The following is a 13,281-nucleotide window of genomic DNA, read 5'->3' as shown; positions in this document are numbered from 1 at the left end:
AGCAGTGCACCTTCGCCTCAACCCCGGCCGGCCAGCGCGTGGCCGATAGCGGGGTCGTACTCGCCGTCGATCAGGACGAAGAGCATCCGGCATGGCTTGCCGGAGCGGTTGGCCCACGCATGATTGGTACCGCGCTGCACGACGACGCTGCCGGCACCAAGCTGCACCTCGCCCTGGTCCACGACCAGCGTGATCTCGCCCTCCATCACGACACCGTAGTCGACGCTCTGCGTCCGGTGCATCAGCGGATGCGGCGCACCCCGGTCCGCTGTGGAGGCCGCCATGTCCCCGATCTCGCTGAACCCCGCGCGCAGCTGGTCAGCGCTGCGGCTGAACAGTTCCTCGCTATCCGGCGGAATGTCGACGAACCGGAAGCGCGTTCCGCGCGTCGGCGGCGGCAGCGTCAGCGGTCCGGTGGTCGGGTCCGGCCCGTTGTCCACACGCACCGGCGTACCCGTCGTGGCCCATACCTCGTGAAAGACCGTGCCTGGAATGGCCTTGATTTCCGCCACGACGGGCAGCGGCCCATTGCTGGTGATCACGGCGTTGCCGTGCGCGTCGTGGCCGGTGACCACGCGATGGATGACTGGAAGATTCATGATGTCGGGACCTATTCGAATTGGAGCTTGGACTCTTTGGCGATCCCGCGATAGAGCACGAGGTCGTCGCGGATCGCATCGGCAAAGCGGGCGGCGGTTCCGCCCTCGGGCCGCAGCCCGAGTTCCGCGAACCGTTTCTGCACCGCAGGGTCGGCCAGCGCCGCACCCGCCGCCTTGTTCAGCTTCTCGAGCAACGGCTGCGGGGTCTTTGCCGGAGCCAGCACGCCCACCCATGACTCGAGCACGAAGGGCTTCACGCCGGCCTCGGACGCCGTCTGCGTGCCGGGGAAGCGCGGATCCCGCTGCCGGCTGGTGACCGCCAGCAACTTGAGATGCCCCGCATCGATCAGCGGCTTGGCCGAGGCATCGAACGCCACGTCCAACTGGCCGCCTGCGACATCGTTCAATGCACCGGCCGTGGAACGGTAAGGAATGTGCACGAGGAATGTTCCGGTCAGCGACTTGAAGTACTCGCCGGCAAAATGCGCGCCGCTGCCCATGCCGGCGCTGCCATAACTGAGCTTGCCGGGATTCTTTTTGGCGTAGGCGATGAACTCGGTCAGCGTGCTCGCGGGAATGTCTTTCTTCGTGACGATCTGCAGGCCATAGGTAGCAGTTATGCTGACAGGCGCCAACGCCGTCGCAGGATCGAAGGAAATCTTCGGATCGACCACCGGGAGCATGCTGTAGCTCGAATTGGTGAACAGCAGCGTCGCGCCGTCGCCGGGCGCCTTGATGACGGCCTCCACGCCCAGCCGGCTGCCTGCGCCGGGCCTGTTGTCGATGATGATGATCTGGCCGAGCTGCCGGCCCATATGCTCCGCCATGATGCGGGCCACCTGGTCCGTGACGCCGCCCGGCGGAAAGGGCACGACCATCTTGGTCACGTTCGGCTGTGCGTGGGCCGTGCCGGCCGCGGCAATCATGGCGATAGCGGCAAAAAGCGGGGAAAGCCACGCGGGACAACGCTGTCGCTTCATTTCTGTCTCCTGATTTTTCTGAAAGGCGTCAACCGAAGGCAGGCGCCAGCCCGTCCCAGCACAGGTACTTGATCTCGAGGAATTCCTCGATGCCATGGTGCGAGCCTTCGCGGCCGAGGCCGCTCTGCTTCACGCCGCCGAAGGGCGCCACCTCATTCGAGATCAGGCCGCAGTTGATACCGATCATCCCCGACTCGATCGAGGAAGACGCGCGCCAGATGCGGGCTGCGTCGCGGCTGTACAAATAGGCGGCCAAGCCGAATTCCGTGGCGTTCGCAAGCTCGAAAGCTTCCTCGTCGTTTTCAAAACGGAACAGCGGCGCGACGGGGCCAAAGGTTTCCTCGCGAGCCACGGCCATCCCTGACCGAGCCCCCACGATGATCGTCGGCTCATGGAAGCGGCCGCCCAGCGCGTGGCGCTTTCCGCCGTGCAGCACGGTGGCGCCGCCGGCGATCGCATCCGCGATGTGCTCCTCGACCTTCGCCACGGCGGCGTCGTCGATCAACGGTCCCAGCTGCACGCCCGCTTCCAGGCCGTTTCCCACACGCAGCCTGGCCACCCGCTCCACGAGCTTGGCCGCGAAGGCGTCGTACACGCCCGCCTGGACCAGCACCCGGTTGGCGCTGATGCAGGCCTGGCCCGTGTTGCGGAATTTGGCGGCGACGACGCCGTCCGCGGCCGCATCGAGATCCGCATCGTCGAAGACGATGAACGGCGCATTGCCGCCCAGCTCCATCGAGCACTTCTTGACCGTTGCCGCAGCCTGCGCGAGCAGCAGGCGGCCGACCTCAGTCGAACCGGTGAACGTGATCTTGCGCACGAGTGGATGGCTGGTCAGCGCGTGGCCGATGGCACGCGTGTCATTGCCGGTGACCACGTTGAACACGCCGGGCGGCACGCCGGCGCGCTGCGCCAGTTCGGCGAGCGCCAGCGCCGTGAGCGGCGTCTGGCTGGCCGGTTTCACGACCATGCTACAGCCGGCCGCCAGCGCCGGGCCGGCCTTGCGGGTGATCATCGCAGCCGGAAAGTTCCAGGGCGTGATCGCCGCACACACGCCGATCGGCTCCTTCAGCACCAGAACGCGCTGCGTGTCCTTCGGCGCGGGAATCACATCGCCGCGGATGCGCTTGGCTTCTTCAGAAAACCACTGCAGGAAAGAAGCCGCGTAGTCGATCTCCACCTTCGCTTCGGCAAGCGGCTTGCCTTCTTCCAGCGTGATCAGCGTTGCAAGATCGTCACGGTGCCGGATCATCAGTTCGTACCAGCGGCGCAGCACTTCCGAACGTTGCCTGGCCGTGGTCCTGCGCCAGGACAGGAAAGCCGCGTGGGCCGCCTCGATGGCGTTGCCGGTCTCCGCTTCCTTGAAGCGCGGGAGCTCGGCCAGCACGGCGTCGTCGGCCGGATTGCGCAGCGCGTATGTGCCGTGCGGCGTGGCGCCGATCCACTCGCCGCCCACGTAGGCGGCGGTACGAAAGAGCGTCGGGTCCTCGAGAAGGTGGCGCATGGTGCCTTCCTTCAGCACGGGTTGCGCCCGACCATGTAGGCGCTGTCCGGGTCCTGGGTGACCGGCAGCCCGGAGGCTACCAGCCCTTGGCGCAGCATCTTCATGAGGCGGTCCGGGACGCGCATCGCCGGCGCGCGCAGGGGCCCGCCGTTGAAACCCGCCAGCCAGTCCTGGTACTTCCACATCGCGCGGTTCAGCACGCCGGTGCCGCCAGCGTAGCTCTGCGCGGCGGCACCGTTGGCGCTGCGCGCCGGGTTCACCTTCCAGTACATCTCCATTGCGGACTTCCACTCGCCGTTTTTTGCCAAGTCGAAGGCGCGCGGGTAGTAGGTGCTCATCCATTGCGTGTTGCTGGTCCCGGAGAACTGCAGCTTCATCACGCTCATGAGCGGAATGGCATCGCCCTCGATGGGGCAGCTGATCACCACCTCGTCGCGGAAATGGTGGTACATCTCGCACAGGCCTGCAGGCAGCGGGAAGCCCTGCTCCGACTTGATCGCCACGATGTTGGGGCAATCCTTCAGCAGGCGGCGCACCAGTTCGACCGACATGCCCGCCGGATGCACACGCTCGAAGCCCCACAGCGGAATCGGGAACAGCATCACGGCCAGTTCGGTCGCATCGCAGAACTGCTTGGTGTAGTCGTAGATCTCCTGCTCGGTCGTGGGCCAGAACTGCGGGGGATAGGACAGCAGCACGATGTCAGCGCCGGCCTTCTCCGCGAGTTTCACGGCCTGGATGTTTTCCGCCAGCGTGCCGAAAGCCGCGTGGAAGAAGAGACCCAGGCCACTGCCCGCCGTGTCGCGCGCCCATGCCGTGAACCGCGCATTCTCTTCGGGCGTGATCGCCACTTCGGCGCAAAGAAGCGTGTAGGCATAGCCGAGTTCCTTGGCAAGCGCGATGTCGTGGCGGATGCCCTTCTCGTTCAGCCGGCTCAGGTCCGCGGAGTAGCTGGGAATGGTGACGGCAGAGCAGCCGACGAGGTATTCGCGCGCCCAGGCGCGGGCGTCCTTGCGTTGATAGTTGGGCATGGTTCTTCCTTGGGTTTGAATTACTTGGCGACCGGCACGATGCTGTGGGCGAGTTCGGTACCGACTCCCATGGCGCGCGCGCGCGCCAGCAGCATCTCGGCGGTGATGACGTCCTGCAACGCGGAGCCGACGGACTTGTAGAGAACGATGTCGCGGGGCTTTCGCGCGACCTTGCCCCCAACCAGGTCGGCGAGCGAGACCAGTCTGCCGGCGAACTCCACACCCGCGCGGGTCGCTGCCAGCATGTCGCCGGTGTCGTGGGCGACCTCTTCGGGCATGTCGGCGACGATCAGCGACGCACGGGCAATGGTCTCCTCATCGACCTCGCGCTGCTCGGGCAGCGTCGAGCCGATCGACACCACGGTCATGCCAGGGGCCAGCCATTCGCCGTGGATCACGGGCGATTCATCGCGGCTGCGGGCCGCGCAGAGCACAACGTCCGCCCCGTCGATCGCTCCAAGTGCCGAAGCGGCGGCCTCGATGTCGAAGCCGTGCGCCTCACGAATGGTCGACGCAAACTTCTCCCGGTTCGCCGGCGTCGGGCTGAAGACACGAACGCGCGCGATGTCTCGCACGGCGGCCAGGGCTGCGAGGAGCCCCTTTGCTTCGAAGCCGGAACCGACCACGGCGACGCTCAGCGGCTTGCGCGGCGCCGCTGCATCGACCGCGACCGCGGCCGTGACCGCGGTGCGGATGCCGGTGATGCGGTTGCCGTCGATGAGCGCGGCCAGGCCCATCGTCTCCTGGTCGAAGAGCGAGACGAGATAGCTGGCACGGCGCGCCTTCATGCTGGCCGAGATCAGCTTGCAGCCCATGTGCCTGCCGCTTGGCGACACGGCCGTGAGCCCGCGCAGCCAGGTGCCGTCGCCGCGGGCCATGGAGCGCGGCGGCACCATGGCCGCGGCGATCGTGCCGGCGTATGCGGTGCGAAGGGCGTCGAAGGCGGCCCGCCAGTCCGTCAGCCGGGCGACGTCAGCATCCGTGAGAAAGAGAGTCGGCGGCACCTGGACGGTATCCGCGAGTAAGGGGGTGCCCAAGGCGATGTCTCCTGTGATGGGACACGATCGTAGGCAGCCGCCCTCCCCCTGGCGACCCAGCAGAGGCCAAACCAGATTTCCCGATTTGGGATAGCTCGCTAGCTCTGCCTTGCCGACTTGAGCATGGCGGGCGCCATGGTCTTCAGCAGGCGCATGACTTCCCAGGTCGCCTTGGTGTGGGCACGGTGTTGAGTGATTCCGAGCACGATAGCCCTTGACAGCACGGGGCGGACGATGCGGACGGCCGCGAGCCGGCGCGCCTCATTGGCCGTCAGCGTGCCGGCCGTGATCGCGTATCCGCCGCCACTGGCCGTGATCTCGTGCTGCAGCCGGATCGAGTCGGCCTCCAGCACTTGCGTGAGGGTCAGGCCTTTCTGCCGCGCGAGCTTCGCCAGCCGTGCGCGCAGCGGGTGCGGCTCGCTCGGCAACACCAGCGGCAGTCCCGCCACGTCCTCGAAGTCGATCGTCTTCCGCGCCGCCAATGCGTCCTTGGCCGGCACTACCAGATAGAGCGGCAGGCGCGTGAGCACGGTTTCCTCCGGCGCGGCGGTGTCTTCTTCCCGCAGCAGCAAGGCAAGGTCGAGCCGCCCCTGGCCCAGCCACTCCTCCAATTGGGCACTCGAGCCTTCGGTGAGATGCAACCGGACTTGAGGCCACGACTTGCGGACGGTGGAGAACAAGGGACCGGCCAGCATGCCGACCGTGGAAGGCAGCAGCCCGACGCGCACGTCGCCGACGGGTGTTCCGCTGCTCGTGCGCATGTCGTCGGCCAGTTGCTCCGCATCGCGGATCAACGCCATCACGCGTGGGTAGACCTGTTGCCCGAACTCCGTCAGCACGACGCCGCGGCCGGTCCGGCGGAACAGGCGCGTACCCGACTCCTGCTCCAGCCGCGTGATGTGCCGGCTCACCACCGACTGCTGCATGTCGAGCGCGACCGCGGCACCCGAGACGCTACCGGCGTCCGCCACCTTCACGAACAATTGCCACTTGGGGTCGAGGATGTTCTGCACGCGCGCATTGTGCATGGGGCGGTTATGCCGACGCGCGTGGTGGAAGGCAGGCATCGTGGACACACGGCTCGCATTGCGGTGCGGAACACGGCGCGAACACCGCGCCGATCAACACCGCCGAGGCACAACCTCCCATCGAGGTGGCTGCAAGATCGAAGCGCCCTCACAACATGGATTCACGCGTGCTCCGGAGACCGCTCATATAACAAGCGCAAACAACCGCCCAGACAACGGGGCGCTTGTCAGTGTGTCGAGCGGCACGCTGTGCCGCGCGGTCGTGATGACTATCCTCTCGCCCTCCTCGCCTTGGGCAGCCGGTGCAAACGCCAGGTCGGTCGCGCACGGCACCGGCAGGCCGATCACCCGGTCGAGCTGCCCGTCGGCGGTGAAACGCACGACCGACCAGCCGTCGCACAGCGCGGTCCAGATTCCCCCCTGGGCATCGAACGCCAACCCGCTCACGCGTCCCGACCCCTTGGGAACGGTCGCCAGACGGCGCATCGCGCCCTGCCCCGGCTGAAGCCGAAGGATCGTGCCAGAGCCCGGCGCCGTGGCGTAAAGGGTCTGCTCCTGCGCGTGCCAGCCGAGGGCCTGCACGGTCTCGCCCATGCGCCACTGCACGTCGAGCGTGCCGTCGCCGCGCAGGCGGCCAATGGCGGAGCCGGCCTCGGGCAGGGCCAGTGCAGCCCAGACCGTGTCGCGCTCGCCGTTGCAGGCCGCGAGCACCTGTCCCGCAAGCCATGGCTCGAAAGGCGATGACTGCCCGTCGGCCGAGATGCGCTGCGCGCCGCGCTCGTGCACGGCGATCACGCCATTCTCATGGTGCAGCAGCGCGACGACGGGCGCCTCGACCGTCGCCACCTCGTGGTCTTGCCCATTCGCATGCAGGTGCACCGACGGCGCAAGCGCATCGGCCCACCAGAAGCGGCTGCCATCGGCCGACCACAGCGGATGCGCGCCGTGAAACGCCCAGTGTCCCGGCAGTACCGTCAAGGCCGCTTCGGTGCTCGGCGTCGGATCGGTGCCAGCTGGCTGCAGCTGCGCACCGACGCGGCGCGCGGCATCCGCCACCTCCGGTCCCAGTAATTCGAGCCGGGCGCGCGTGAGCCGGTAGGCCGGCCCCGCCACGCTGATGGCGCCACGCACCTGCCCCGAAGCGTCGACCACCGGCGCGCCCACACAGCGCACGCCTAGCACGATCTCCTCGTCGTCGATGGCGTAGCCGCGCGCCTTGGTGATGCGCAGCTCGGCCTGCAGGCGGCGCCGGTCGGTGATGGTGAGCGGCGTGAACGGCTTCAGCACCGCATCGCGCACGATGGCATCGCGCGCCTCGTCGGGCATGGCCGAGAGAATGGCCTTGCCCTGGCTCGTGCAGTGCACCGGCTTGCGCTGCCCGAGTACGGCCGCCGAACGCTGGCTGTGCGCGCCGTCGCAACGCTCCAGCGAAATGACTTCGCGCCCATCGAGCGCGGCCAGGTAGCTCGTCTCCCCCGTGAGGTCGCGCAGCGCGCGCAGTTCGAACGCGGCGGCCGCCACGAGGTCGGGCATGGCGTAGGCCTGGCGTGCCATCTCGAAGCAGCGGAAACCCAGGCAGTAGACCTTGCGCAGCGGATCACGCCGCACGAGCCCGCGCGCGACCAATGTGGCGAGCAGGCGGTAGACGGTGGTGCGCGGCAGGTCGAGTTGTTCGGCCAGCTCGCTCTGGCCCAGCCCTTCGGCCGAGGAACCGATGGCGTCGAGCACGTCGAGTGCCTTTTCGAGGGCACCGGTGCCCTCGCCGGGAGTGGTGGCCATAGTGGAGAAGCCCTTGTTTGCCTGTTTGTCTCAGATAGCGGTACTGCGTGTGTCGTGCAGGGCAGCAACGCAGCTGCAACCCATTCTATTTTTGGACCTGTCTCCTTACAGTGAGTGTTCCGCCCCCGCGATGACCTGTGGTCTCGTCCGATCCCACCATTTGAGACAGCTTCCATGACGACGTCCCTGCCCAAGCCGCTGGCCAGCATCCCCCAGCGCGCCCCCACTCCCTTCGTGCCCGATGCGGTGCTCGACCGCCTCGCCAAGGCCACGAGCGGCTCGCTGACCACGCAGCTCTACATCAAGGGCTTTCGCCAGCCGGTGCTGCACGGCTTGACGCCGTTGAACAAGAAGATCAAACCATTCGCAGGCCGGGCCTACACGATGCGTTTCATTCCCGCGCGGGAAGACGTCGACGTGTACGGCAACCTCACGACCGAGCCCAGCGCCGACAACCTGCAGTGGGTGGGCGTGGAGCAGATTGAACCCGGCCACGTGCTGGTGATCGACAGCAACAGGGATGGCCGCGCAGCATCGATGGGCAACATGCTCATCACCCGCATGATGATGCGCGGCGCGCGCGGCGTGGTCACCGATGGCAGCTTTCGCGACGGCACCGAACTGAAGGAAATGGACTTTCCGATCTGGTGCACCGGCGTGACCGCGACCACGCGGCTGTCCTACCACCACGTGGCCGACCTGCAGGTGCCGATCGGCTGTGCCGGCGTGGCCGTGTACCCCGGCGACGTGATCCACGGAGACGGCGACAACATCACCGTGATCCCCGCGCATCTGGCCGAGGAGATGGCAGACCTGTGCGAGAAGCGCGACGACATCGAGGCCTACCTGGCCCTGCGCGTGCAGGCCGGCGAGGCGCTGTGGGGCCTGTACCCGCCGAGCGACGCGACGCGCCGCCAGCACAAGGAATGGGTGGCCGCCGGCCGCCCCGAGATCAAGCCCGCGCAGCCCGCCGGCGCACGCTGAACCGGAAAGAGACATGACCTACTACGCCCCCGACTACTACGACGGCCTGATCCGCCGCTACTTCGACGCCTGCAATGCGGCCGACTACCAGGCGCTGATCGACTGCTTCACGCCCGATGCGGTGCACTACTTCCCGGCCGGCCTGCCGGAGGTGCCCTGGCGCACGGCCGACACCATCGCGAAGAAGTGGATCTGGTGCGTGGAGACGCTGGGCTCGCAATGGACCATCGAGCGCATCCTGATCAGCCACGACAAACCCGAGGCCATGATCGAGTGGACGCACTGGAAGAACAAGAGCGGCACGGCGCTGCGCGGCGCCGAATGGTACGACTTCGAGAACGGCAAGATCAAGGAGATTCGCGCCTACTACGCCTCGCCGGCCGACAAGGGCACGCCCATCAACGAGCTGGTCGACTTCGACTACGCCGGGCGTGGCTACGCGCTCAAGAGCGAAGGGACTGCCAGGTGATCCGCCACGTCGTGCTCTTTCGCCGAAAGACGGACGTCGAGAAGGACCTGGCGCGCGAAGCCGCGCTGGCCGAGCGCATGACGGCCCTGGGCGCGCAGATTCCGGCGATCCGCCACTGGCGCGTGGCCGCGAACGAGCTCGTGCGGCCGATCAGTTGGGACTACGTGCTGGAGTCCGAGGTCGAGAGCGCCGCAGCGCTCGATGCGTACCTGTTCCATCCCCTGCACCAAGCCTTGGTCGCAGATCTCAAGCCCTACTTCGACTGGGCCGCCGTCGACTACACCGTTTGACATGACCACCATCACCCTCACCGGCGACATGCTCATCGGCGCCAGCGCCGTGCGCGGCAGCGCAGGCACCCAGCGCGCCTTCAACCCCTCCACCAACGCCGAGATCGCCGAGCCCAGCTTCGGCCTGGGAGACGCGGCCGACGTGGACCGTGCGGCCACGCTGGCCGCCGCGGCGTTCGACACCTATCGGAGTTTGCCGCTGGCCACGCGCGCGGCGTTCCTGGAGACAATCGCCGAGAACATCCTGGCGCTCGGCGACACGTTGATCACGCGTGCGCACGAAGAATGCGGCCTGCCCATCGCGCGCCTGCAGGGTGAGCGTGGCCGCACGGTGAGCCAGTTGCGCCTGTTCGCCAAGGTCGTGCGCGACGGCCATTTCCTCAAGGCCACGATCGATCCGGCCCAGTCCACGCGCCAGCCGCTGCCGCGCGCCGACCTGCGCTTGGCCAAGCTGCCGCTGGGCCCGGTGGCGGTGTTCGGCGCCAGCAACTTCCCGCTGGCCTTTTCGGTGGCCGGCGGCGACACGGCCGCCGCGCTGGCCGCGGGCGCGCCCGTGATCGTGAAGGCGCACAGCGCGCACCTGGGCACGTCCGAACTGGTGGGCCGCGCGCTGCAGCAGGCGGTGCAGGCCCACGGCCTGCCCGAGGGCGTGTTCTCGCTGCTGATCGGCGCCGGCCGCCAGATCGGCGAGGCGCTGGTGGCCCACCCGGCGATCCAGGCCGTCGGCTTCACCGGCTCGCGCCAGGGCGGCTTGGCGCTGCAGAAAATCGCCAACGCACGGCACCAGCCCATCCCGGTCTATGCCGAAATGAGCAGCATCAACCCCGTGTTCCTGCTGCCGGCGGCGCTGGCTGAGCGGGCCGAATCCATCGGCAAGGGCTTTGCCGCCTCGCTCGCCCTGGGCGCGGGCCAGTTCTGCACGAACCCCGGTCTTGTGCTGGCCTGCGACGGCCCCGGCTTTGCCGGCTTTCTGCAGGCCACGCACGATGCGTTGACCGCCACGCCGGCGCAGACCATGCTCACGCCCGGCATCCACGCGGCCTACCAGACCAGCTCGCAGAAAGTCGGTGCCACGCCCGGCGTGGAAACCGCGGTGTTGGGGGGCGGGGCGGGCGATCGGCCCAACGCCGCGCAGGCTGCGCTGTATGTGACCGATGCCGCACGGTTCCTGGCCACGCCCACGCTCCGCGAAGAAATGTTCGGCCCCGCCGCCATCGTCGTTCGCACACGCGACATGCAGGAGATGCTGCAGGTGGCGGAGCAACTGGAAGGCCAGCTGACCGCGACCTTGCAGCTGGACACCGCCGACCATGCGGACGCGCGCCGCCTGCTGCCTGTGCTCGAACGCAAGGCTGGCCGCATCCTGGTCAACGGCTTCCCGACGGGCGTAGAGGTCTGCCACGCGATGGTGCACGGCGGCCCATTCCCGTCCACCTCGAACGCGATGTTCACCTCGGTCGGCGCCGAGTCCATCGAGCGCTTCCTGCGCCCCGTGTGCTACCAGGACCTGCCGGACGCGCTGCTGCCCGCCGCGTTGCAGCAGGCCAATCCGCTGGGCCTGTGGCGCATGGTCGATGGCGCTGTGCGCCAGCCCTGAGCGCGGCTTGGCCATGAACCCCGTCAGGCTGCGCGCCGGCCGGTCCGAGTTGCGCCTGCTGCCTGCCGCCGGCGGACGCATCATCGCCTGCACGCTGGCCGCGCCGGACGGCACGCTGCAGCAGATACTGCAGCCCTACCCCGAGCAGCACGCCGACCTTGACCGATGGGCCAAGGGAGGCATCTACCCGCTCGTGCCCTACAACGGGCGCATCCGCGATGCCCGGTTGCGGCACGCCGATCGCGACTGGGCGCTGACACCGCACGCGGGCAGCCCCCACACACTGCACGGCATCGCCCAGCGCCGGCCCTGGCAACTGCTGGCGTGCGATGCGAGCCGGGCGAGCCTGGTCTACATGCACGCCGCCGACACGCACTGGCCGTGGGCATTCGAGGCGACCATGGACGTCGCGCTGGACCCGGGCCGCGTGCGCATCGCGCTCACACTGCGCAACACCGGCAACGCGGACATGCCGGGCGGCGTGGGCCTGCACCCGTACTTCGTGCACCGGGCCGACAATCAGGTGCGGTTCGATGCCGGCCCCGATTGGCCGTTCGACGCCGACTACCTGCCGCGAGAGCCCGCGGCCGATGGCAGACATCGCCGCCCCTGGACGGTGGGCGCAGCGGACTTCGCGGCTGGCGAGGTCACGCACTTCATTGCGGACTGGTCCGGCACGCTCGATATCCGTTCTGCGCAGGCCAGACCCGTCCGGCTGCTCGCCAGCGGCGCGATGGACCAGCTCGTCATCCACCGGCCCGCGAACGCACCACACGTCTGCATCGAGCCGGTCAGCCATCTGCCCGATGGCTTCAACCTGCACGCACGCGGCGCGACGGGCACAGGCACCCGCATCCTGGCGCCCGGCGCGCAGCTGCAGGGGCAGCTCGACATCGTGCTGGAGTGAACCGGCGCGCGTCGCGCCATTACCCGCGGCGTGGCCTCTTGCGCGCCAGGCGCTGCAGGATGGCCATCATGTCCTGCGCAGTCGAGGTCAGTTCCATGCCACGCCGCGTGACGATGCCGTAGGGCGACAGCGCGCTTTTCAGCCGCACCGGCAAGACGCGAAAGCGCTCGCCTTCGTTGTCGACCATGGCGCGCGGCAGCACGCCGACCATGCCCGCCTTCTCGACCATGTTGAGCATGGTGTAGACCGACGATACGCGCACCAGGTCGGCCGGCAATCCCAGGCCTTCGCCGCCGAACTCAGCTTCCAGCAAGCGCCGCGTCGGCGTGGGCGAATCCTGGATCACCCAGGACAGGCCATGCAGGTCGGCCAGGCTGCGCGAGCGCTGCGAGACCGGGCCATCACGCCCCGTGAAGATGCACAGCGGCTCGTCATTGAGCGGCAGCAGTTCGAATTGCAAACTGTCCTGCGGACGCACGAAGCGCGCGAGCACGAAGTCGAACTCGTTCTTCGCCAGGTCCGCCAGCAGCCGGTCGCTGGAGGACTCAACGATGCGCACCGAGACCGCGGGCCGTGTCTTCTTGAGCTCCAGCACCGCCGCCGGCAGCAGACCGGCCGCCGTCACCATGATGGCGCCGATGGTCAGCGTGCCGTGGCCGCTGCGCACCAGCGTGTCCAGGTCGGCACCGAAGCGCTGCGTCTCGCCGAGCACGCGGCGCGCATACACGGCGACGAAGCGGCCAAAGTCGTTGATCTCGATCGCGCGCGCGCGCCGCGTGAACAGCTGCACGCCCAGCACATCCTCCAGGTCCTGCAGGATCTTGGTGGCCGCCGGCTGCGTGAGGCTCATAGCAACTGCCGCCTGCCGCAGGCTGCTGGTGCGCGCCAGCGCGTCGATAAGGCGCAGATGCTTGAGCCGCAAGCGGCCCACCAGGCGATGCCGCGCGCGCTCCGCGGCCTGCTCTTGCGCGTCGTCTCTGCTGATAACCATTGCGTATCAAATCCGGAAATTTCTTCAATATTAATTGGATGGCATCCCTTCTACAGTGCGGGCCGGTTCAACACACTCGAAGGAA

13 protein-coding genes are annotated in these 13,281 nt (G+C 68.0%); 5 read left to right on the top strand and 8 right to left on the bottom strand.

What is annotated here, in order from left to right; translation table 11 throughout:
* Positions 1 to 17 precede the first annotated feature (17 nt).
* From IB278_RS16095 to IB278_RS16065, 7 genes are all read right to left on the bottom strand, one after another.
* Entirely contained in the window at positions 18 to 599 is a 582-nt protein-coding gene (locus IB278_RS16095; protein WP_192324109.1) for a cupin domain-containing protein, read from the bottom strand.
* 11 nt (positions 600 to 610) lie between these two features.
* Positions 611 to 1,525 carry a Bug family tripartite tricarboxylate transporter substrate binding protein gene (locus IB278_RS16090; RefSeq protein ID WP_192324107.1) on the bottom strand — a complete coding sequence of 305 codons (915 nt, stop codon included), beginning with the start codon at positions 1,523 to 1,525 and terminating at the stop codon, positions 611 to 613.
* An 82-nt stretch (positions 1,526 to 1,607) separates the two neighbouring features.
* Positions 1,608 to 3,083: an NAD-dependent succinate-semialdehyde dehydrogenase gene (locus IB278_RS16085; RefSeq protein ID WP_192324105.1), complete on the bottom strand. Its 1,476-nt coding sequence runs from the start codon at positions 3,081 to 3,083 to the stop codon at positions 1,608 to 1,610.
* An 11-nt stretch (positions 3,084 to 3,094) separates the two neighbouring features.
* Positions 3,095 to 4,114: a dihydrodipicolinate synthase family protein gene (locus tag IB278_RS16080; protein ID WP_192324103.1), complete on the bottom strand. Its 1,020-nt coding sequence runs from the start codon at positions 4,112 to 4,114 to the stop codon at positions 3,095 to 3,097.
* A 20-nt stretch (positions 4,115 to 4,134) separates the two neighbouring features.
* The gene (locus IB278_RS16075) at positions 4,135 to 5,151 is read right to left on the bottom strand and encodes an ornithine cyclodeaminase family protein (protein ID WP_192324101.1); all 1,017 of its coding nucleotides are present in this window, start codon (positions 5,149 to 5,151) and stop codon (positions 4,135 to 4,137) included.
* Positions 5,152 to 5,249: 98 nt separating this feature from the next.
* Complete coding sequence (locus IB278_RS16070) at positions 5,250 to 6,179, bottom strand: LysR family transcriptional regulator (protein WP_192324099.1); 930 nt, start codon at positions 6,177 to 6,179, stop codon at positions 5,250 to 5,252.
* A 183-nt stretch (positions 6,180 to 6,362) separates the two neighbouring features.
* Positions 6,363 to 7,958: an IclR family transcriptional regulator C-terminal domain-containing protein gene (locus IB278_RS16065; RefSeq protein WP_192324097.1), complete on the bottom strand. Its 1,596-nt coding sequence runs from the start codon at positions 7,956 to 7,958 to the stop codon at positions 6,363 to 6,365.
* A gap of 174 nt (positions 7,959 to 8,132) precedes the next feature.
* On the opposite strand from IB278_RS16065, the gene IB278_RS16060 reads away from it, so the two are divergent.
* The 5 genes from IB278_RS16060 to IB278_RS16040 are packed head-to-tail and all read left to right on the top strand — an operon-like array spanning position 8,133 to position 12,205.
* A complete protein-coding gene (locus IB278_RS16060) occupies positions 8,133 to 8,942 on the top strand; it encodes a ribonuclease activity regulator RraA (protein WP_192324095.1) in 810 nt (269 codons plus the stop codon).
* A gap of 13 nt (positions 8,943 to 8,955) precedes the next feature.
* Positions 8,956 to 9,411 carry a nuclear transport factor 2 family protein gene (locus tag IB278_RS16055; RefSeq protein WP_192324093.1) on the top strand — a complete coding sequence of 152 codons (456 nt, stop codon included), beginning with the start codon at positions 8,956 to 8,958 and terminating at the stop codon, positions 9,409 to 9,411.
* Positions 9,408 to 9,701, top strand: coding sequence for a Dabb family protein (locus IB278_RS16050; RefSeq protein ID WP_192324092.1), 294 nt, complete (start codon positions 9,408 to 9,410; stop codon positions 9,699 to 9,701). Before IB278_RS16055 ends, IB278_RS16050 begins: the two co-directional genes overlap by 4 nt.
* 1 nt (position 9,702) lies before the next feature.
* Positions 9,703 to 11,298: an aldehyde dehydrogenase (NADP(+)) gene (locus tag IB278_RS16045; RefSeq protein WP_225612943.1), complete on the top strand. Its 1,596-nt coding sequence runs from the start codon at positions 9,703 to 9,705 to the stop codon at positions 11,296 to 11,298.
* 13 nt (positions 11,299 to 11,311) lie between these two features.
* Positions 11,312 to 12,205 (top strand): hypothetical protein, encoded by an 894-nt coding sequence (locus IB278_RS16040; RefSeq protein WP_192324091.1) that lies wholly within the window; start codon positions 11,312 to 11,314, stop codon positions 12,203 to 12,205.
* A 19-nt stretch (positions 12,206 to 12,224) separates the two neighbouring features.
* On the opposite strand, the gene IB278_RS16035 is transcribed toward IB278_RS16040, so the two are convergent.
* Positions 12,225 to 13,196, bottom strand: coding sequence for a LysR substrate-binding domain-containing protein (locus IB278_RS16035; protein WP_192324090.1), 972 nt, complete (start codon positions 13,194 to 13,196; stop codon positions 12,225 to 12,227).
* Positions 13,197 to 13,281 lie beyond the last annotated feature (85 nt).

Source organism: Variovorax sp. VRV01 (genome assembly GCF_014852545.1).
Lineage (GTDB): Bacteria > Pseudomonadota > Gammaproteobacteria > Burkholderiales > Burkholderiaceae_C > Variovorax > Variovorax beijingensis_A.
This window is presented reverse-complemented; position numbering and strand designations above follow the sequence as displayed.